Annotated in this window: 19 protein-coding genes; 12 read left to right on the top strand and 7 right to left on the bottom strand. The window is 67.7% G+C overall.

Annotated features, from left to right (window positions below; all coding sequences use genetic code 11):
* Nucleotides 1-20: 20 nt before the first annotated feature.
* Complete coding sequence (locus AB0F43_RS16495) at nt 21-374, bottom strand: MerR family transcriptional regulator (RefSeq protein WP_360476813.1); 354 nt, start codon at nt 372-374, stop codon at nt 21-23.
* 66 nt (nt 375-440) lie between these two features.
* Between AB0F43_RS16495 and AB0F43_RS16490 the strand changes: the two genes are divergently transcribed.
* Nucleotides 441-1241 carry an alpha/beta fold hydrolase gene (locus AB0F43_RS16490; RefSeq protein ID WP_360476483.1) on the top strand — a complete coding sequence of 267 codons (801 nt, stop codon included), beginning with the start codon at nt 441-443 and terminating at the stop codon, nt 1239-1241.
* Here the strand turns inward: AB0F43_RS16490 and AB0F43_RS16485 are convergent.
* Nucleotides 1145-2353 carry an NADP-dependent malic enzyme gene (locus AB0F43_RS16485; protein ID WP_360476480.1) on the bottom strand — a complete coding sequence of 403 codons (1209 nt, stop codon included), beginning with the start codon at nt 2351-2353 and terminating at the stop codon, nt 1145-1147. The two genes, AB0F43_RS16490 and AB0F43_RS16485, sit on opposite strands and share 97 nt — an antisense overlap.
* A gap of 314 nt (nt 2354-2667) precedes the next feature.
* Here AB0F43_RS16485 and AB0F43_RS16480 point away from each other — a divergent pair, with 314 nt between their 5' ends.
* From AB0F43_RS16480 to AB0F43_RS16460, 5 genes are all read left to right on the top strand, one after another.
* A complete protein-coding gene (locus AB0F43_RS16480; protein WP_360476478.1) occupies nt 2668-3516 on the top strand; it encodes an ABC transporter substrate-binding protein in 849 nt (282 codons plus the stop codon).
* Nucleotides 3513-4343, top strand: a complete 831-nt coding sequence (locus AB0F43_RS16475; protein ID WP_360476475.1) for an amino acid ABC transporter permease — start codon at nt 3513-3515, stop codon at nt 4341-4343. Before AB0F43_RS16480 ends, AB0F43_RS16475 begins: the two co-directional genes overlap by 4 nt.
* Nucleotides 4343-5098 (top strand): amino acid ABC transporter ATP-binding protein, encoded by a 756-nt coding sequence (locus tag AB0F43_RS16470; protein WP_360476472.1) that lies wholly within the window; start codon nt 4343-4345, stop codon nt 5096-5098. Before AB0F43_RS16475 ends, AB0F43_RS16470 begins: the two co-directional genes overlap by 1 nt.
* Before the next feature lie 158 nt (nt 5099-5256).
* Nucleotides 5257-5649 carry an anti-sigma regulatory factor gene (locus tag AB0F43_RS16465; RefSeq protein WP_360476469.1) on the top strand — a complete coding sequence of 131 codons (393 nt, stop codon included), beginning with the start codon at nt 5257-5259 and terminating at the stop codon, nt 5647-5649.
* 138 nt (nt 5650-5787) lie between these two features.
* The gene (locus AB0F43_RS16460) at nt 5788-6582 is read left to right on the top strand and encodes an RNA polymerase sigma factor SigF (protein ID WP_360476467.1); all 795 of its coding nucleotides are present in this window, start codon (nt 5788-5790) and stop codon (nt 6580-6582) included.
* Nucleotides 6583-6593: 11 nt separating this feature from the next.
* Here the strand turns inward: AB0F43_RS16460 and AB0F43_RS16455 are convergent, their stop codons facing one another.
* Nucleotides 6594-7004 carry a hypothetical protein gene (locus AB0F43_RS16455; protein ID WP_360476465.1) on the bottom strand — a complete coding sequence of 137 codons (411 nt, stop codon included), beginning with the start codon at nt 7002-7004 and terminating at the stop codon, nt 6594-6596.
* 496 nt (nt 7005-7500) lie between these two features.
* Here AB0F43_RS16455 and AB0F43_RS16450 point away from each other — a divergent pair, with 496 nt between their 5' ends.
* On the top strand, nt 7501-7752 hold the full coding sequence (locus tag AB0F43_RS16450; protein ID WP_012922773.1) for a WhiB family transcriptional regulator: 252 nt from the start codon (nt 7501-7503) through the stop codon (nt 7750-7752).
* Between the two features lie 269 nt (nt 7753-8021).
* Here the strand turns inward: AB0F43_RS16450 and AB0F43_RS16445 are convergent, their stop codons facing one another.
* Complete coding sequence (locus AB0F43_RS16445; protein WP_360476462.1) at nt 8022-9500, bottom strand: histidine kinase N-terminal domain-containing protein; 1479 nt, start codon at nt 9498-9500, stop codon at nt 8022-8024.
* 104 nt (nt 9501-9604) lie between these two features.
* On the opposite strand from AB0F43_RS16445, the gene AB0F43_RS16440 reads away from it, so the two are divergent.
* Nucleotides 9605-10510, top strand: a complete 906-nt coding sequence (locus AB0F43_RS16440; RefSeq protein WP_360476459.1) for a DUF2785 domain-containing protein — start codon at nt 9605-9607, stop codon at nt 10508-10510.
* Here the strand turns inward: AB0F43_RS16440 and AB0F43_RS16435 are convergent.
* Nucleotides 10497-11510 (bottom strand): endonuclease/exonuclease/phosphatase family protein, encoded by a 1014-nt coding sequence (locus AB0F43_RS16435; protein ID WP_360476456.1) that lies wholly within the window; start codon nt 11508-11510, stop codon nt 10497-10499. The two genes, AB0F43_RS16440 and AB0F43_RS16435, sit on opposite strands and share 14 nt — an antisense overlap.
* Nucleotides 11511-11591: 81 nt before the next feature.
* Here AB0F43_RS16435 and AB0F43_RS16430 point away from each other — a divergent pair, with 81 nt between their 5' ends.
* The 3 genes from AB0F43_RS16430 (at nt 11592) to AB0F43_RS16420 (ending at nt 14260) form a co-directional block, all read left to right on the top strand.
* Nucleotides 11592-11873 (top strand): DUF3311 domain-containing protein, encoded by a 282-nt coding sequence (locus AB0F43_RS16430; RefSeq protein WP_360476453.1) that lies wholly within the window; start codon nt 11592-11594, stop codon nt 11871-11873.
* Nucleotides 11870-13525, top strand: a complete 1656-nt coding sequence (gene mctP / locus AB0F43_RS16425; protein ID WP_360476450.1) for a monocarboxylate uptake permease MctP — start codon at nt 11870-11872, stop codon at nt 13523-13525. Before AB0F43_RS16430 ends, mctP begins: the two co-directional genes overlap by 4 nt.
* A 117-nt stretch (nt 13526-13642) precedes the next feature.
* Nucleotides 13643-14260 (top strand): DUF5317 domain-containing protein, encoded by a 618-nt coding sequence (locus AB0F43_RS16420; protein ID WP_360476447.1) that lies wholly within the window; start codon nt 13643-13645, stop codon nt 14258-14260.
* Here AB0F43_RS16420 and AB0F43_RS16415 read toward each other — a convergent pair.
* Nucleotides 14222-15499, bottom strand: coding sequence for an HD domain-containing phosphohydrolase (locus AB0F43_RS16415; protein ID WP_360476444.1), 1278 nt, complete (start codon nt 15497-15499; stop codon nt 14222-14224). The two genes, AB0F43_RS16420 and AB0F43_RS16415, sit on opposite strands and share 39 nt — an antisense overlap.
* Nucleotides 15496-16743 carry an HD-GYP domain-containing protein gene (locus AB0F43_RS16410; RefSeq protein WP_360476442.1) on the bottom strand — a complete coding sequence of 416 codons (1248 nt, stop codon included), beginning with the start codon at nt 16741-16743 and terminating at the stop codon, nt 15496-15498. Before AB0F43_RS16410 ends, AB0F43_RS16415 begins: the two co-directional genes overlap by 4 nt.
* Nucleotides 16744-17505: 762 nt before the next feature.
* On the opposite strand from AB0F43_RS16410, the gene AB0F43_RS16405 reads away from it, so the two are divergent.
* Nucleotides 17506-19962: a tetratricopeptide repeat protein gene (locus AB0F43_RS16405; protein ID WP_360476439.1), complete on the top strand. Its 2457-nt coding sequence runs from the start codon at nt 17506-17508 to the stop codon at nt 19960-19962.
* The last annotated feature ends 7 nt before the right edge of the window (nt 19963-19969 follow it).

The following is a 19969-nucleotide window of genomic DNA, read 5'->3' as shown; positions in this document are numbered from 1 at the left end:
CCCTAGGGGGTGGTCTGAGCCTAGTCAGTTACCCACTTCACCACGGGTTTCGCCAGCACGCCGTCGAGCAGCTGCCGCGACTCCTCGAGCGCCTTGATCGACGCGGTGATACGCGCCCGCTCCTGCCGCAGCTGGTCGATCAGCACCGGACACGTCGGCTCCAGCTTCTCGGTGACACACGGCAGCACCTGAGCGATCGTCGACGTCGACAACCCAGCCGCCAGCAACGTCCGAATCCGCCCCACCAGCTCGACGTCGCTCTCGGCGTACTCGCGATATCCACTCGGCAGGCGCTCAGGCGTCAGCAATCCCTGATCCTCGTAGTACCGCAACAACCGCTCACTCACCCCGGTCCGCGCCACCATCTCCCGCATCCGCACCGAACCACCACCCTCAGCGACTTGACTCTGACATCCATGTCGGAGTTTAGCCTCCAGCCCATGACCACAGTTCTGCTCGCCCACGGCGCCGGCGGCGGCATCCAGGCCAACTACGCCGCCCTCATCGAGGACCTGTCCGCCGACCACACCGTCATCGGCTTCGATCTGCCCGGCACCGGTGGAGCACCACGGCGCCCCGAACCACTCTCCCTCGACGGTCTCGCCGACGAACTCGTCGCGGCTGCCGACGGCCACGACCGCTTCGCCATCGTCGGCTACTCCCTTGGTACGGCGCTCGCCATCCGCGCCGCGACACGGCATCCCAACCGCGTCAGCGCCCTCGTCCTGACCGCGCCGTTCGCCAAGCCCAACCCGCGAATGACCTTGCTGGTCAAGTTCTGGCGCGAACTGCTCGACACAGATCAGCTCGCAGCATTCGTTCACCTGATCGGCATCGGTGCGCCGACCCTCGACCGCCTCGGTGCGGCCGAACTGGCCGACTCACTCGCCATGCAGTCGCCACCCGGTACGCCGGACCACCTCGACCTGATCGACACGATCGACGTACGCCCAGACCTTGCGCGGATCGCCGTACCGACGCTGGTCATCTCGACCACGCAGGACAACCTCGTCACGCCTTACCACCACCGGGAGGTTGCCCAGGGCATCGAGGGGGCCCAGTACGCCGAACTCGCCGCCGGACACCTCCCGTTCGTGGAGGCCCCGCAGGAATGGATCCGGCTGATCCGGACCTTCCTCGAGGATCAGGCGCGGGCGACGCCGTCGGTTTCGGCGGCGGTGGCGACCGCGGCGGCCACTGCTGGGGCGACGCGGGCGTCGAACGGGGACGGGATGATGTAGTCCGGGCGCAGGTCGGCCTCGGTGATGAGGCCGGCCAGGGCGTCGGCGGCCGCGAGCTTCATGCCTTCGGTGATACGGGAGGCGTTGGCGTCGAACGCGCCGCGGAAGATGCCAGGGAACGCGAGCACGTTGTTGATCTGGTTCGGGAAGTCCGACCGGCCGGTCGCGACCACGGCGGCGTGCCGGTGCGCGATGTCCGGGTGCACCTCCGGGTTCGGGTTCGCCAGCGCGAAGATCATCGACCCGTCGGCCATCCGGGCGATCGCCTCCTCGGGCACCGTCCCACCGGACACCCCGAGGAACACGTCCGCGCCGTCCAGCGCGTCCACCAGGCGGCCGGAAAGCCCACCGGTGTTGGTGTCCCGGGCCAACGACAGCTTGACCGGGTTCAGGTCCGGGCGATCCTGGTGCAGCACGCCCTTGCTGTCGACAACGGCCAGGTCGCCGACGCCGGCCTGCAACAGGATCCGGGCACACGCGACCCCGGCCGCACCGGCCCCGGAGATCACCACCCGGATGTCCTCGATCGACTTCCCGGTGACGCGCAGCGCGTTCCGCAGCGCGGCCAGTACGACGACCGCCGTACCGTGCTGGTCGTCGTGGAACACCGGGATGTCCAGCCGCTCCTTCAGCCGCCGCTCGATCTCGAAGCACCGCGGCGCGGAGATGTCCTCGAGGTTGATCCCGCCGAAGGTCGGGGCCAGCCGGACAACGGTCTCCACGAACTCGTCCACGTCGGTGCAGTCGAGCGCGATCGGCACCGAGTCGACCCCGCCGAACTCCTTGAACAGCAGGGCTTTGCCCTCCATCACCGGCAGCGACGCGGCGGGGCCGATGTCACCCAGTCCGAGGACGGCGGTGCCGTCGGTGACGACCGCGACCACGTTGGACTTCCAGGTGTAGCGCCGGACCAGGGACGGGTCCTCGGCGATCGCCGTACAGACCCGGGCGACCCCCGGCGTGTAGGCCTTGGACAGGTCGGCGGCGTCGCGCACGGGCACCGACGACGTGACCTCGATCTTGCCGCCGCGGTGCAGCTCGAAGACGGCGTCACCCGCGTACTGATCGGAGTCGGGAACGGCGGAAACGGACGGATGGGGCTGGGCGACCATGCGGGGACCCTTCGAAGAAACAGCGTGCAGGCAGTCGGTTACAGTGAGTGGGCGGTTCGATCAGTGGGTGCGTCGAACAACGCCGCGGCCAGGGGGTCACCCGTCGCACCGAGTAAACCACACACCGCACTGGTCTGCTCTGTGAGGGTCCCCACAACGGCTCCGGGGCTGCGGTGGAGCGGCAACAGGGTGACGATGAGGTATCAGCGGGAGTCTCCAGCCGACACCTGGCTGGTTGCTGTGTCAGGATGCGGCATCCGGCCCGGTTACCGAGCGGGACGGAATACAAGTTCCAGTGTCGAGGAGTATCAGCGATGAACATCGTCTCCACCCTCCGCAAGAGTCGCGCCCGCGTCATCGTCGCCGCGGCCGCCGTGCTCGCGCTCACGCTCTCAGCCTGCGGCAGTGACGACTCGGGCAGCAGCGGTGGAACCGAGGACAAGGCCGCCGCGGCCGGTATCACCCTGGTGAAGCCCGGCAAGCTGATGGTCTGCACCCACCTGCCGTACAAGCCGTTCCAGTACAAGGAAGGCACCGAGGTGGTCGGTTTCGACGTTGATCTCCTCGACCTGGTCGCCAAGGACCTCGGCCTGAAGCAGGAGGTCGTCAACATCGAGTGGGCCCAGGTCACCTCCGGCGCCGCGTTCAAGGCGAAGAAGTGCGACATGGGCATGGGCGCGATGACGATCACGCCGGAGCGGCAGGCCGCGATCAGCATCACCGAGCCGTACATGGACGCCACCCAGGTGCTGATGGCCAAGAAGGACGCCGGCATCAAGGGCCTGGAGGACCTGCGCGGCAAGAAGATCGGCGCCCAGGCCGACACCACCGGCAAGAAGTACGCCGACGACAACGCCAAGAAGTACGGCTACACGGTGATCCCGTTCAACGACCTGGCGCTGCAGGAGAACAACGTCAAGTCCGGCCGGGTCGATGCCGCCATCAACGACAACGGCGTGCTCTACGACTTCGTCAAGGAGAACCCGGACATGGCCATCGTCGCCGAGTTCAACACCGGCGAGCAGTACGGCTTCGGCGCCCTCAAGGACGGCAGCGGGCCGAAACTGGTGGCCAAGTTCAACGAACTGCTGACCAAGGCCAAGCAGGACGGCACCTACAACGAGATCTACAAGAAGTGGTTCGGGGTTGAGCCGAAGAAGTGAGCACGCCGACCCGACCCACCGACACCGTTGAGCGGAAGGGGCTGAGCCCGCGGCAGCGGGCTCGGCGCTCCCGCTCGATCCAGTACGCGATCCTCGTCGTCCTGGTCGTGGTCGCGGCGTTCACCGCGGACTGGGGCCAGATCGTCAGCGTCTTCTTCAAGCCGGAGTTCATCAAGGCGGCGTTCGAGGACGGCCTGATCAACGCTCTGGTCAAGACGCTGGAATACACCGCCGGCGCCTTCGTGATCGGCCTCGTCGGCGGCACCATCCTGGCGCTGATGCGGCTGAGCAGTGTCGGCCCGTACCGATGGATCTCGACCGCCTACATCGAGTTCTTCCGCGGCCTGCCGGCCATCGTCGTGTTCATCGCGTTCAGCCTGCTGCCACTGGCCTTCGAGGGCCTGACGATCCCCTGGGACCCGTACGGCGTCGTGTGGCTGGCACTGGGCATCGTCGCCTCGGCGTACATGGCCGAGGTCATCCGCGCAGGTATCCAGGCCGTCCCGAAGGGGCAGGTCGAGGCGGCCCGTTCGCTCGGCATGCCGCCCGGTCTGGCCACCCGCAAGATCGTGCTGCCGCAGGCGTTCCGGATCGTGCTGCCACCGCTGACCAACGACCTCATCCTGCTGGTCAAGGACTCCTCGCTGGTCTTCATCATCGGTGTCAGTGCGGACGGGTACGAGCTGACCGGTTTCGGCCGCGACCTGGCGAACACCTACTCCAACCTGACTCCCCTGGTCACCGCGGGCTTCTGCTACCTGGTGATCACCCTGCCGTTGGGTCTCCTGGTCCGCCGGCTCGAGGCGAAGGCGGCGAAGGCGCACTGATGGCACTGGTCGAGATCAAGAACCTGCACAAGTCCTTCGGCAGCAACCACGTCCTGCGCGGCATCGACTTCACCGTCGAGCAGGGCGAGGTCGTCTGTGTGATCGGGCCGTCGGGCTCGGGCAAGTCCACCCTGCTGCGGTGTGTCAACCTGCTGGAGCGGCCGCAGGAGGGGCAGGTGATCGTCCGCGGTGAGGACATCACCGACCCGGACTGTCACCTGGACGCCGCCCGGCAGCAGATCGGGATGGTGTTCCAGCAGTTCAACCTGTTCCCGCACCTGTCCGTGCTGGCCAACTGCACGGTCGCCCAGACGACCGTGCTGAAGCGCAAGCCGGCCGAGGCGAACAAGATCGCCCGGGCCAACCTCGAGCGAGTCGGTCTGACCGAGAAGATCACGGCGTACCCTGCGCAGCTGTCGGGCGGTCAGATGCAGCGGGTGGCGATCGCCCGGGCGCTGTCGATGGACCCGGCGCTGATGCTGTTCGACGAGCCGACGTCGGCGCTCGACCCCGAGCTGGTCGGTGACGTGCTGACGGTGATGCGCAAGCTGGCGCTGGACGGGATGACGATGCTCGTCGTCACCCACGAGATGGCGTTCGCCCGCGAGGTGGCCGACCGGGTCGTGTTCATGGACGCCGGTGTCATCGTCGAGCAGGGCTCACCCGCCGACGTGATCGGCAACCCGACGGAAGAACGCACCCGCACCTTCCTCCGCCGCGTCCTCGACCCCACCCACGTCGAGCCCACCACCTGAGTCCCACTCGCTTGCGTCCGAAGAACTGGCGGGACATCCCGCCAGTTCTTCGGACGCAACTTGTGCGGATGGCGGTGCTTGCCGTGCATTGCGGGCTTTGAGCGTGGAAGATGTACGGCGTGGTGGGGCGATTGCCCGCCGGACACGAGGGAGGCAGTGTGGGCAGCACCGGACGATCCGCCGAGGTCCGTCTGAGCATTCCGGCGGACAGTGCGTACATCGCCGTACCGCGGTCGGTGGTCGGCAACCTGGCGGCTCGCAACGACTTCACCGTGGACGCGATCGACGACCTGCGGATCGCCGTCGACGAGGCGTGCGCGCTGCTGCTGCCTCAGGCCTCGGACGGCGAACTGCACTGCGTTTTCGAGATCGATCCGCCGCAGCTGACCGTGCGGACGAGTGCCGTCGTGCCCAATGGCTGGAAACCGGACACCGAGTCGTTCGGCTGGACCGTGCTGACGGCGCTGGTCGAGTCCGCGGCCGCCGAGACGATCGACGGCCGGCTCACCATCACCGTGACGGCAACCGCCACCGCCGCGGAGAAGCTGTGAGCGAGCGGAGAGCACCGTTGTCGGTCACGCCGGAGCCGAGCGCCAGCGAGGTGGAGGCGTGAGCGAGCGTAGCGAGCGAACAATGGGTAGAGCACCGTTGTCGGTCATGCCGGAGCCGAGCGCCAGCGAGGCGGCGGCGTGACCGAGGAACGAATCCTGGGCGAGCCCCAGGAGACCCCCGATCTGCGCACCCGGACGGCCGAGCTGTTCCGGGCGATGGCGGCCGCCGGTCCGGGCGACCCGGCCTACATCGCGGCCCGGGACGGCCTGGTCGCGCTGCACATGCCGCTGGTCGAGCACCTGGCCCGCCGGTTCCGGAACCGGGGTGAGCCGTACGACGACCTGGTCCAGGTGGCCACCATCGGCCTGATCAAGGCGATCGACCGGTTCGACTCCGACCGCGGGGTCGAGTTCTCGACGTACGCGACCCCGACGATCCTGGGTGAGATCAAGCGGTACTTCCGGGACAAGGGCTGGGCCATCCGGGTGCCGCGGCGGCTACAGGAGTTGCGGCTGTCGCTGACCGCGGCGACGGCCGAGCTGACCCAGGAGCTCGGCCGGGCGCCGACGGTCGCCGAGCTGTCCGAGCGGCTGGGCCTGTCGCCGGACCTCGTGATCGAGGGGCTCGAGTCCGCGAACGCGTACAACACGTTGTCCCTGGACGCCCCGGATCAGAACGAGGCCGACGCCACGACGGTCCTGGACGGCCTCGGCGGCGAGGACGAGGCGCTGGAGAGCGTGGAGTACCGGGAGTCGCTGAAACCGCTGCTGGCGCAGCTGGACACCCGGGAGAAGCGGATCCTCACCCTCCGGTTCTTCCGCGGCATGACGCAGTCCCAGATCGCCGAGGAGATCGGCATCTCCCAGATGCACGTCTCCCGCCTGCTGGCCCGCACCCTCACCGAGCTGCGCGCCGGCCTGCTCAAGGAGTAGGCCGAGCCTGGTCAGAGGACCGGGTGATCCTTCGTCGGGTCGTCCGCGAGTGCCTCGGTGGACTCCTTCTGGAAGATGCAGATCAGTACGCCGGCCGCCGCGAGCGCGAGCGCGATCGCGACCGGCCTGGTGCCGCCGCCCCAGAAGCTGTACGCGATCAGCAACTGGATCAGCTGGGCGAACACGGCCGGCCCGCGACTCCACGTCGACGCGCGGGCCAGGCCACGGGCGACCAGCATCAGGCCCCCGCCGTACAGGAGGAAGAAGACGGTGGTGGTGAGCCCGAGGACCAGTCGGGAGCCTTGGATCGTAAATGCTTCGGCAATTCCGAGAACGATCAGCACAAGCCCTTCCGCAGCGACCACAGCCGCGGCTAGCTTGAGCGGTCTCGGTACGGCGGCAGCTGTGGGCTCGGTCGGCATGTCCGTCAGCTTAGGGCGTGTCTCCTGAGTCCGTGCAGGGCGAGCTGCGCGGGGCGAGGAGACACTCCCTGGGTGCTCCGTGCCGTGGCGAACTGGGCACATGGGTCGACCACCTGCGCTTCCTGCGTGCCCGGCATGGGCCGCAGGAACCCCAGCCCCACAGGGATCTGAGGTTGTGCGTAACCAAAAGGCGGTTGGATCGGTTACTTGCAGTGAACAGGTGTTTGCGGGAGCGCTTCTCTGTCCGGTTACCGGACGGGGAGAACCGCCGCGCACCGGTTCGGAGTGTTAAGGAAGTGTTGTGATCTGATCGACAGCTCCAGAACCCTTGTTTCGGTCAGCCGAGATTGGGAACATGGTCTCGTTCGTGAAAACGTTCACAACGCTTCGCACCACCCAAACTCCCGTGCGAGACGAATCACGAGTAAAGCACCGCTGATCGGGCACTGACCTTCCCGACAGCGTACGACAACTACTGAGAGAGATGGGATTCGCCATGGATTGGCGCCACCGGGCCGTTTGCCTCGATGAGGACCCGGAACTGTTCTTCCCCATCGGCAACACCGGGCCCGCGATCATGCAGATCGAGGAGGCCAAGCAGGTGTGCCGTCGCTGCGACGTGCGTGAGCAGTGCCTCGCCTGGGCACTCGAAGCCGGCCAGGATCACGGTGTCTGGGGCGGCCTGAGCGAGGACGAGCGCCGCGCCCTCAAGCGCCGCAACGCCCGCGCCCGCATCCGCACCGCCTGAGCAGTACCTCCGGGCCCCGCGGATCGAACCGCGGGGCCTTTCGCTTTCCCCGCCGTACCGTCGGCCCGGCCGACTCCGCCCCCTCCCCAACGCTCCCCGCCCCGGCCGCCCGCCGGGACTCGGGGCCTGGCACACCGTCTGGTGGGCTTGAACAGGAAATACCCTGTGCCAGCCCACCAGGTTCTGTTCAAGGCCCCGGCTCATGGCGGTTCTGTTCAAGGCCCCGGCTCATGGCGGGTCTGTCCAAGGGCCCGGCACTTGGCGCGGGTTCAGTCCTTGACCGGGATGTCCAGGGTGACCTGGGCGCCGGATCTGCCGTCGTGGCGGGGGCCGAAGTCCAGGGTGCCGTCCAGTTCGCCGATGACGAGCGTGCGGACGATGGACAGGCCGAGGTTGCCGGACAGCTCCGAGTCGAAGTTGGCCGGCAGTCCCTGGCCGTCGTCGACCACGGTGACGCGGAGTCGGCCCACCGATCGCTCGGCGGACAGCTCGATGGTGCCGGTGGCGGCGCCGCCGTCCCGGGAGCGGAAGGCGTGCTCGACCGAGTTCTGCATCAGTTCGGTGAGCACCATCGCCAGCGGGGTCGCGATCTCGGAGTCCAGTACGCCGAAACTCCCGGACCGCTTGGTCTCGACCGAAGTGGCGACCGTGGACACGTCCGCCACCATCGCCGCGACCCGGTCGGCGACGTCGTCGAAGTCGACGTGCTCGTCGAACGACTCCGACAGCGTCTCGTGCACGATCGCGATCGACCCGACCCGCCGGACCGCCTCGGCCAGCGCGGCCTGGGCTTCCGGAACGGTGATCCGCCGGCCCTGCATCCGGAGTAACGCGGCGACGGTCTGCAAGTTGTTCTTGACGCGATGATGAATTTCCCGGATGGTCGCCTCTTTGGTGACCAGCTCCCGCTCCCGGCTGCGCAACTCGGTGACGTCCCGGAGCAGGATCAGTGCCCCCACGTGCTGCCCGTCGGCGCGCAACGGGATCGCGCGCAGGAACAGCGTCGCCTCCGGGTTCTCGATCTCCAGCTCCTTGGCCGCCCGCCCGGTCAGCACCGACGCCAGGACGTCGTCGACCTTGTGCCCGCTGTGCAGCAGCTCGCCGGTGATGCCCTTCAGCCGGCTCCCGACCAGATCGGTGACGAGCCCCATCCGCCGGTACGCCGACAACGCGTTCGGGCTCGCGAACGTCACCATCCCGTGCCGATCGACCCGGATACACCCGTCACCCACACGCGGCGAGGTGGACAGCAGCCGCTCCCCGCCGTACGGGAAGACGCCGTCGGTGATCATCCGGGCCAGGTCGGTGGCGCTTTGCAGGTACGCGATCTCCAGCCGGGACGGGGTCCGGACGCCGAGCAGGTTGGTGTTCCGCGCGATCACCGCGATCACCCGGGTGCCGCGCCGTACCGGGATCGTCTCGACCCGGACCGGTACGTCGTCGCGCCACTCCGGGTCGCCCTCGCGGCAGATCCGGCCGCCGTCGTACGCCTGGTCCAGCAGGTGCCGGCGGCCGCGCGGGATGAAGCTGCCGACGATGTCGTCCAGGTACGCCGTCGGCCCGGTGGTCGGCCGCATCTGCGCACCGGCCCAGAAGCCGAGGCCGTCGGTGTCCGGCAGCCAGAGCACCAGGTCGGCGAACGACAGATCGGCCAGCATCTGCCAGTCGGAGACGAGCAGATGCAGCCGGTCCAGGTCGTCCTGGTCAAGCGTTGTGTGGTTTCGCGCCACGTCGGTCAGAGACGGCACGCTCCGATGCTACCGACGCCTTGTACCAGTACCTGCGATGGTCCACGCGACAGATGGGTGTAGACAGGTGTTCATTGATCGGGTCGGGATGAAAGGATGCTCGGGTGGAGTCGACGTACTGGCAGGACGTGATGGCCGCGGACTACGCGGTACCGGGCGATCGTGCGCTGACCGACCTCACCGAGGAGCTCGTCCGCGGCCTCGCCAGTACCAACCCGCAGGTCCGCGACGCGCTCGCGTACCCGACGCTCGCGACCTGGCTGGAACGCGGGGTGTACGACGACCTGCTGCCGGGATTCGGTGACGGCCTGTGCGCCGGGCTCGCGTACGGACTCGGTGAGGACGGCACGGACACCGTCTTCCGCCGGTCCTTCACCGCCTTGACGCTGGCGGAGGTGATCCACCGCGACAACGCCGAGTTCCTGGTCCACGACGAGGTGGTGATGCGCTGGGGCGACCGGCTGGCCACCTGGCTGCTGCGGGAGCGCGACCTGCGCGGGTACGTGCCGGACTGCGGCTGGGCGCACGCCGTCGCCCACGGTGCGGATGCGATCGGCGCGCTGGCGCGGTCGCGGCACTGTGACGCCGGTGTGCTGCGCGCTCTGCTCGACGTACTGGCGGACCGGATCGTGAAGGACACGCAGTACCGCTGGGTGCACGAGGAGCACGACCGGGTCGCGCACGCGGTGATGACGATCCTGCACCGGAACATGCTGACCAGCGACGAGCTGGAGCGCTGGCTGAAGCCGATCGCGGCGACCGCTGCCGAGCAGCCGTTGATGCACGAGACGCTGCCGGAGTGGCCGACTCCCTCGGTCTTCAACGCCCGCGGCGTACTGCACGTCCTGCTGAGTCAGCTGGCGATCGGGGTGAAGGGCTTCCCGATCCCGGGTGACGACGAGCTGTTCGGCCGGCCGATCGAGGCGCGTGCCGACATGCTGCTGATGCTCACCGAAGCCGTGCAGGCCTCACAGCCCTACATCTACCGCCCGGCCGCTACTCAGTCTTAGGTACGCCGCCAGACCGGGGCGGTGGGGTGGGACCTGGAACGAACACCGTGGCCACCACGGCCCGGTGATCGCTGCCCTGGATCGCGTACGTCGTGAACCGGCCGGGCTCGAGCTGACGGGTGATCAGCACGTGGTCGATCTGGGTCCGCGTGACGGCCGGCCGATTCGACGGCCAGGTGCCGATCAGCCCCGCGCCGGTCAGCGACGCGACGCTGCGGCAGTTCGAACCAAGCGCGTGCCGGAAGTCCGCATGATCCGTGGTCGCGTTGAAATCGCCGGCCACGATCGTCGGCGGATTCTGCGCACACCACTGCCGGAGCACCCCGAGATCCCTTTTCCACGTGGTTACCTCGGCCGGCAGCGGTGGGAAGCCGTGGTATGCGATCAGCCGTACCTCGCCCAGGTTCCCACCGGTGACGATGATGTGCCCGAAGGTCGTCGCGGACGGGTCCTTGGTGAACCGCACCGCACCGAGTGACGACGAGACCAGCACACTCGTCGCGCTCTCCACCGCCGCGCTCGACTGCAGCGTGTAACCGTTGTAGGCAAGGCCTTGCAGGTGTGCCCGGATGGCCTCGCGTACGTCGGCCTGTGCCTCGGGCAACGAGACCAGGTCGGGTTTGCGCTCCCGGATCACCTTGGCCACCGCACTGGCCTCGGCTCCACCACCGAGCACGTTGGCGGCCATGATCGTCAGCACCCGCGACCCGGCCGGCGGCGGATCCGCGTCGGAGAACTGGCGGGGAGTCGTCAACGCGGCGCCGGTCAGCGCCAGCCCCATCACCAGTACGGCGGCGATCCGCCATCCCCGCCGTACCAGCATCAGCACGCCCAGCACCAGGACGACGACCAGCCCTTGCGGGCGAAACGCGACGAGCTGCGGGAACGGGGTGACCTCGTCCACGCCGAACAGCTCCGGATACAGCGGGACGGCAACGACCAGCAGGAAGAGCACGGACAGCACGATCTTCCGGACCAGCCATGCGCGTTCGTTATTCATGAACCACCCTTGAAGCTCTGGTCCGGCCTGCGGTCGAACGGTAGCGTGCTCCGTTGCGCCTGTGTCCCGAGGAGGTTTGCAGTGTCCCGATTGTCCGCGGTCAAACCCGCGTACTGGATCTCCGGCGTCCTGCTGGCGATCGCGGTCGTCGTACCGCTCCTGGTGTCCACGTACGCCAGGGACGAGCCCAGATTGTGGGGCTTCCCGTTCTTCTACTGGTACCAGTTCCTGTGGGTCTTCCTCTCCGCGATCCTGGTCAGCATCTGCTACAAGCTGGTGATCACCGAGGAGCGTAAGCGGCGGGCGGCACAAGGGCTGGGCGACCCCGACAAGGCGGGTACGGCGAAGGAGGGCGACCAGTGAATCACAGTGTCGACTGGGTCCAGCTGATCATCGTCATCGTGATCTTCGGTGCCGTCACCGCGATGGGCTTCATGGCCGCCCGGTGGCGCAGCACCGGCACCCTGGACAACCTGGACGAGTGGGGTCTGGGCGGTCGCGGGTTCGGCACCTTCATCACCTGGTTCCTGCTCGGTGGCGACCTCTACACCGCGTACACCTTCGTCGCCGTACCGGCCGCGATGTACGCCACCGGCGCGATCAGCGGCTTCTTCGCGGTGCCGTACACGATCGTGGTCTATCCGATCATCTTCATCTTCATGTCCCGGCTGTGGTCGGTCTCGCATCGCCACGGCTACGTCACCCCGGCGGACTTCGTCGGTGGCCGGTACGGCAGCAAGTCGCTGTCGCTGGCGATCGCGGTGACCGGCATCCTCGCCACGATGCCGTACATCGCCTTGCAGCTGATCGGTATGCAGGCCGTGTTCGAGACCATGGGCCTGGGCGGCGACAACCAGTTGGCCAAGGACCTGCCGCTGCTGATCGCGTTCGCGGTGCTGGCGGCGTACACCTACTCCTCCGGCCTGCGCGCGCCGGCCATGATCGCGTTCGTCAAGGACGGCCTGATCTACCTGGTGATCGCGGTCGCGATCTTCTACCTGCCGCACGTCCTCGGCGGCTGGGGCTCGATCTTCGACGCGGCGGAGGCCAAGCTGACCGCGACGAACCCGAACACCGGTAAGCCGGTCGGCGCGTTCGTCCCCGGTGAGTCGGGTTACTCGGCGTACTGGACGCTGGCGCTGGGCTCGGCGATGGCGCTGTTCATGTACCCGCACTCGGTGACCGCGGTGCTGTCCACCAAGAACCGCAACATCGTCCGGCGGAACGCCGCGATCCTGCCGGCCTACTCGCTGCTGCTCGGCCTGCTCGCGCTGCTCGGCTTCATGGCCATCAAGGCCGGAGTGGATGTCCGCGGCCTGGACGGGATCCCGAACCCGCAACTGGCCATCCCGCGGCTGTTCGACCAGGAGTTCCCGTCCTGGTTCGCCGGGATCGCGTTCGCGGCGATCGCGGTCGGCGCGCTGGTGCCGGCGGCGATCATGTCGATCGCGGCGGCGAACCTGTTCACCCGCAACATCTACCGCGACTTCCTCAAGCCGGACGCGACACCGGCCCAGGAGGCGAAGGTCTCCAAGCTCGCGTCGCTGCTGGTGAAGCTGGGCGCGCTGGTGTTCGTGCTCACGCTGGACAAGACGCTCGCGCTGAACTTCCAGCTGCTCGGCGGGATCTGGATCCTGCAGACCTTCCCGGCCATCGTGGTCGGCCTCTACACCCGCTGGTTCCACCGCTGGGCGCTGCTGGCCGGCTGGGGGACGGCGATGGTGTTCGGCACCGTCGAGGCCTACAACGTGGTGAATCCGGCGACCAGGAAGCACTTCGGCGGCTCGCTGGCCAACGTCCCGTTCACCGACACCCAGTCGTACATCGCGCTGACCGCGTTCGGGCTCAACCTGATCGTGGTGGTCGTGCTGACGCTGGTGTTCCGGGCGCTGAAGGTGCCGGACGGCGTCGACAGCACGCACGCGTCGGACTACCGCGCCGACCAGGGCGACCCGGGGGTGAAGGACCTGCCGGAGCTCCTCGACGAGGAGGGTACGGCACCGGCCAAGCCCTAGCCGGTCGATGGCGGTCCCTTGGTGACAAGGGACCGCCATCACTCTTTGCTGCTATGTCGACACGCTGCGGGCTCAGCTTGCCCGGGATTCCCGGGCCGGCGCGGGAGAATCGCGAGGGTGTTGCTGGTCCTCCTCGTGATGGTGCTCGCCGCCGGTGCGGCCTGGGCGAGCGGTGGACGCTTCACCCGGCTGGCCGAGAACGCGTTGACCGGCGTGCCCTGGCTGGCCGCCGCGGCGATCGGCCAGCTTCTCGGCTCGATCTCCGGAGGCACGGCGTACCCGGTCGGGCTGATCGGCTCCGCGTTATGCATCGCAGTCTTCCTCCGGCGGAACCTCCGGCACCCGGGCGTCGGCCTGCTCGCGCTGGGTTTCTTCTGCAACGCCTTGGTGGTCGCCCTGAACGGCGCGATGCCGGTAGCGGCTGACGCTCTGGCTCGCGCCGGCGTCGGATCGTTCGTCAGCGATCCACGCCACGAGTTGTCCGATGCGGCGACGAGGTTGCCTTGGCTCGGTGACGTCGTACCGGTGGCTCTGCCCGGCCTCGGCCAGGCGGTCAGCCCCGGCGATGTCCTGATCGCCGCCGGCGCCGGTCTCCTGCTGTACGCCGGCATGGGCGGATCACACCGCATCCCGGCCACCACCGCGCCGGGGTGGGACGAATTGCAGCCTGGTGAGGGAACGTCCGTCCTGCTTCGGTTAGAAGCGGAAGCCCCGCCCGATCACCCTTCTCAGTGACTCGACCACGACCGGGTCGTACTCCGCCCCGATCCCCAGCCCGATCGACTCCATCGCCTTGGCCGGCGACTGACCGGTCCCCTCGCCCACCAACTGCTCGTAGGCCAAGGCCACGTTGACGATCCCGCTCTCCAACGGAATGTCGGCGTTGCTGGCCCGCCCCTGCCGGTACGGATCATTCGAGTGCCGCACGATCTCGGCCACATGATCCAGCACGCCCGACCGCTCGATCACCGAGGCCCCGATCTCCGCCGCCCGCTGCCGCTCGTCCCGAGTCCGCAACAACGAAGCCCCACCCGGACTGGGATCGGCCAACGCCAGTTGCCCGACGCCCGACAGCAACGCGGCGTACTCCAACGCTTCCATCCGCGCCGGCGTCAGCCCCAGGTCATGACCCAACGCCACCGCCAGTTGCGCCGTACGCGCGTTCTGCCCGGGACTGCTGAAGCCGGCGATCTCCGTACTGCGCGCCATCGACCGAACCGTCGTCCGATACGTCCGCTGCGCCGAAGCGAACCGCCGAAACGCAAACTGCGTCAAGAACAACGGCACCACGACCAGCGGCAGCGCCCACAGACCGAGCAGTGACGTACTCGCCGCCAGCAGTACGCCGCTGATACCCATCGCGAGACCGATCCTCGTCAGGACCGCCAACTCGTCTCGCAGAGCGGCCGGGAAAGGCCGGTTCGACGCCTCGGTCACCTGCCCGGCTCCGACCAGGGCATCGCTCACAGCGGCGGTCAGTACGGCGAGAAACATCGCTGCGGTGATCGGCAGCGCGTTTGACCACGTCCCGTCCCACTGCATGTCCCGCGGTAGAACAACCGAGAACACGGCTGCGGCCGCGGTCACCGAGATCACGCGTCGGCAGGAGATCACCATGTCCCACCGGAGGCCGGCTACCGCGCGGGGAATGACTCCGGCAACGGTCGCCACTGTCACAACGGTGACGATCTGGGCGAGATCCGGCACAACCGGCACCTCGGGTCCGCGCAGTAGCGCGTAGGCCAGGGCGGCACTCGTCGCGATCGGCGCCCGGTTGCGACTCCGGTCCACCCGGAACTGCACCATCTCGCCGATGGCGATCAGAAACCCGAACGTGATCGCGAAGGACCAGCCGGTGACTCCTCGCTCGATGGTGAGGATCAGCGCCGTCGGCCCGAGGACAGCACCAACCAGCAGGATGGCGACGCCGCTGCCGGAGATCCGGAGCTGATAGTTGCTCTGCGAAGCGTTCATGCGTCGGCCGGGCCCGCCGCCGACCCTGACGCACCGCCGCCACTGCCGAGGCTGAGGTCGTCGTGGTCGATGCTCGCCTCCACGTTGGCATCCGGCGCCGGCTGATCCGCGGCCGACTTCCAGCCGTGCCGGCGGATCACATCGACGAAGGCGTCGACCAGCCGCGGATCGAAATGCGTGTAGCGGTCCTGCAGCAGGATCTCCAGTGTTTCCTCCACGCCCCGGGCCGGCCGGTACGAACGGGTGGACGTCAAGCAGTCGAACGCGTCCACGATGCCGATGATGCGGGCGAAGTACGGGATCTTCTCACCGGCCAGACCGGCCGGGTAGCCGCTGCCGTCGTACTTCTCGTGGTGGTGCAGGACGGCCGACTTCACCTCTTCCAGGAAAGGGATGTTGCCGATCAACTCCACGCCGCGCGCGGGATGCAGGCGGATCGCGTCCATCTCGGCGTCGTCCAGTCGCCCGGGTTTGCGGATGATGCTGGTCGGGACGCCGACCTTCCCGACATCGTGCAACAGTCCGGCGTGCTCGAGGGCGCTCTGGCGATCCTGGTTCAGTCCGAGGTACCTGCCGAGCAGACCGACACCTTCACTGACCCGCTCCGAATGCCCTCGGGTGTAGAGGTCCTTGGTCTCGATCACCTGGATGAACGCGCGCATCGTCGCTTCCTGCGCGAGTCGCTCGGCCTCGTACTGGGACAGCGCCCAACGGGCAACGACCAACGGCCCCAGGATCAGTACCCCGGCGAAGATGTTCAGCCCGCCGATCCAGACGACGGCCATGGACAGACCGAGCAGTCCGTAGCCGAGCACCGGGAGGGCGGTCGTCCGGACCACGTGCCGGAGGAACTCCTTCACACTGCTCGGTCCGCGCTCGAGGCTGAGAACCATCGAGACGAGCACCGCGTTCACGAGCTGGAGCGCGACACTTGCGACCGTCGTCGCGATCAGTGCGTCCGGGACGCGGGTGAGAACTTCTTCACCGACCGGACCGTCCAGGGCCGCGTAAGCGACGGCCCCACCGGCGGCGGACACCACGCGCTGCGCACTGTTGAAGATCCGCTTGATCGCCGGGGCCGGCGCCTGAACGAGAGATCCGGCGGCAGCGACGATGACGGCCGCTGCTGGTCCTGCGATCACGTAGACAGCTACCAGCACCACAGAAACCAGTTCGATCTGGCGTTGGGTGTGAACCGAGCGCAGTGAACCGGCAACAAGTGCGACCAGGCACAGCCCGGTCACAACGAAAGGATTCTGTGTCTCAGAGATGGCAAGCCCCAGGACAACCAGGGCGACGACGACGGTACCCGCGACAGCAGCATGCAGCGTCCTGACACGGGGGCGCCACGTCATCTCATGCCCTCCATGACAGAAGGTTCACCAGTCCCAGACGTCTCCGAACATAGTACGTCACCTCCGATCAGCGGTCGCTGGTCTTACGCCCGCCGAGCGGGCGCAGGGGGGCAGACAGCACATCGCTGACTCGACTTCAATTTTGCTTCATCAGGACTGCGTCGAAACACTGTAAGCCAGACCGTGACCCGCCCGCACGACATGAAGTCCCGTGGATGGTATGAGAGACTGTGACTCTTTGCAGTTGTTTCAAGGAGGCTTAGGAATGGGCAAGACCGGCCGCAAGCGCCGCGCACGCAAGAAGAAGGGCGCTAACCACGGTAAGCGCCCCAACGCTTGACTCAGGCGGCTACAGAAAGCGAAGACCCCGGTCCAAAACCGGGGTCTTTGCAATTTGGTCACAGGTACGGCAAGACCACCATTCCCACAGGTCTTGTATTCGGAGCGTTCCGAACCGAATACCCATTGCAATCTTCAAACGATCGCTTGTGACGCTGAGGCACTCCCCCGGCACACTCACCGGACCGTTTCCGGCCCGCGTGTGGATAACGCCAGCGACCGGTCGCCGCACTCTCCTAGAGTTAGCTCGGGCATCCGGAAACCGACCGTAGCCACACCGGTTCGGCGAGTGAGGGAGGTGGTGGGCCGATCATGGAGAGTCTCGGCGAACTCCTGCGCAGACATCGGACCGGGCTCGGCCTGACCCAAGCCGCTCTGGCCGGCAAAGCGGGCCTCAGCGAGCAGGCGATCAGCGTCCTGGAGCGCGGCACCCGTCGCCGTCCGCGCGTCGACACGATCCGGGCGCTGACCACCGCCCTCGGCCTGAACGCCGCGGAAGCCGCGGAGTTCATGGCTGTGGCCCGCGGCAAGAGCCATCAAGCCAAGGCGCCTGCCGCGGACACGCGACGGCCCGCTGCAGTCGATTCCCTGCCGATGCCATGGCAGCTGCCACCGGCGATCCCGGACTTCACCGGTCGTGCCGCCCAGGTCGAGGCCGTGCTGTCGGCACTGCGAGATCCGGATGGATCGCGCAGTGGCGCGGTCGGCCTGGTCGCTGTGACGGGTATGGGCGGTATCGGCAAGACCGCGCTGGCCGTTCGGGCCGCACATCGGCTGGTGGACAGCTACCCCGACGGCCAGCTGTATCTCAACCTTCGCGGCTACGGCCCGGGCAGGCCGATCGCAACCTCGGACGCCTTGGGCCAGTTACTTCGGTCGCTGGGGTTGGACCTTCAGCTGATCCCCGACGGTGTGGAGGAAGCAGCCGCCCTGTTGCGTTCCCAGCTGGCCGGTCGCCGGATGCTCATGTTGCTCGACAACGCGACCGACGTACATCACGTCCTGCCGCTTCTTCCCGGCAGCCCCGGATCAGCGGCGATCATCACGAGCCGGGGTTCGATGGCCGCACTGCCCGGCGCACGCCAGATCCGTCTGGACGCGTTGTCCGAGACGGAGTCCGTCGACCTCCTGTCCGGAGTCGCCGGTCCGGACCGGGTCGCCGCCGAGCCGCAGGCCGCCGAGAGACTGACCCACTTCGCCGGCCGGCTGCCACTCGCCGTCCGGCTGATCGGTGCCCGGCTGACCGCCCGCCCGACCTGGCCGATCCAGCACCTCGTCGACGTACTCCAGGACGAAGGACGGCGGCTGGACGGCCTGGGTTCCGACGAAACCGGCGTACGGGCGAGCATCGCCGGCTCCGTGCGGTTCCTCGAGTCCAGCGACCGCGACCTCGACCGCAAAGCCGCCCGTGCGCTGCCGATCCTCAGCGTCCCCGACGGATCAGACCTGCACACCGTCGTCGCCGCACATCTGCTCGACGTCCCCGTCCGGCAGGCCGACGTCATCCTCGAACGTCTCGCGGACCTCAATCTCCTCGACGCAGCCGCCCCTGAACGCTATCGCTTCCACGACCTCATCCGCGCCTACGCACGGGAGCTGGCCGACCAGTCTCTCACCCAGGCCGAGCAACACGCCGGGCTGGAGCGCGTCATGCGGTTCTACATCGGCTTCGCGTGGGCCTGCCAGAGCCTCACCCACGAGGCGAGCCAGCGGCTCGGCCTCGCGATGACCCGGATCAAGCCCGTTCCGGCCCTCAGAGACACCGCGTCGGCACTCCGATGGCTCGACGACGAGCAGCGCAATCTCATGGACAGGTTCCGTCAAGCGTCCACGACTTCATTGGCCGGCTCCGCTCTCTTCCCCGAGCTGGCACTCGCGCTGTTCGGCTACAACGATGCGCGGTCACGCTGGACCGAGATGCGCGAGTTGAGCCGTGGCGCGGTCGAGCTGGCCGAACAGCTGAATCTGCCCCTGATGGCGGCATGGCTCGAGCATGACAACGCGATCCCGAAGGTCGAGCTCGGCGACTTCGAGCCCGCCCGAGCGCACCTGCTCAAGGCGCTGACGATGTTTCGCGCCGTCTCGGACGTTGCCGGCCAGGCGCGCTGCTGCTCTTCCCTGAGCCATGTCCTCGAACGGCTCGGCCGGACGGACCAGGCCCTTTCAATGATCCACCAGGCACTCGAACTCAGTCGCCGGCTCGACGACACGTCGGTCGAAGGAGTCACGCATCTCGCCCTCGGCGGCCTGCACAATCGACTGGGAGATTTCGCCGAGGCCGACCGGGCGTTCGCGGAGAGCGTGCGACTTGCCGAACAGAGCGGCGATCACCGTTCGCTCGCGAAACGGCACCTCAACGCGGGAATCTCACATGTCGCGAACCGCCGTTTCGACAATGCGATCGAATCGCTGCTCAGGAGCATCGAGGTCTCCGGCCGCCTCGGTGACGGCAGTGCCCAGGCCGAGAGCAGGGAGGTCCTCACCATGGCCTTCGCCGGCAAGGGGGAGTTCGCCGCAGCGGAGGAACACGCCCGATCCGGCATCCAATTGGCCAGGACTTACCGAAATCGATTACGCGAGGCGCGATTGCTACTGCAACTGGCGAAGATCAGTGCAGCCACAGGGGATTCACACCGCGCCCGGAAATTGCTCACCGAAGCCATCCCGACACTCCACGCCGCCGCCGACAAGGTCGAGCGAGAAGCCCTCGACCTCCTGGATCTCCTCGGACGGGCCGAGAGCTACACCTACCGCCCGAATTTCGCCTGACCGCCGG

The organism is Kribbella sp. NPDC023972, assembly GCF_040639075.1.
In the GTDB taxonomy this organism is placed as follows: Bacteria; Actinomycetota; Actinomycetes; order Propionibacteriales; family Kribbellaceae; genus Kribbella.
The sequence above is the reverse complement of the archived record's forward strand: the minus strand, read 5'-3'. Positions and strand labels throughout refer to the sequence as shown.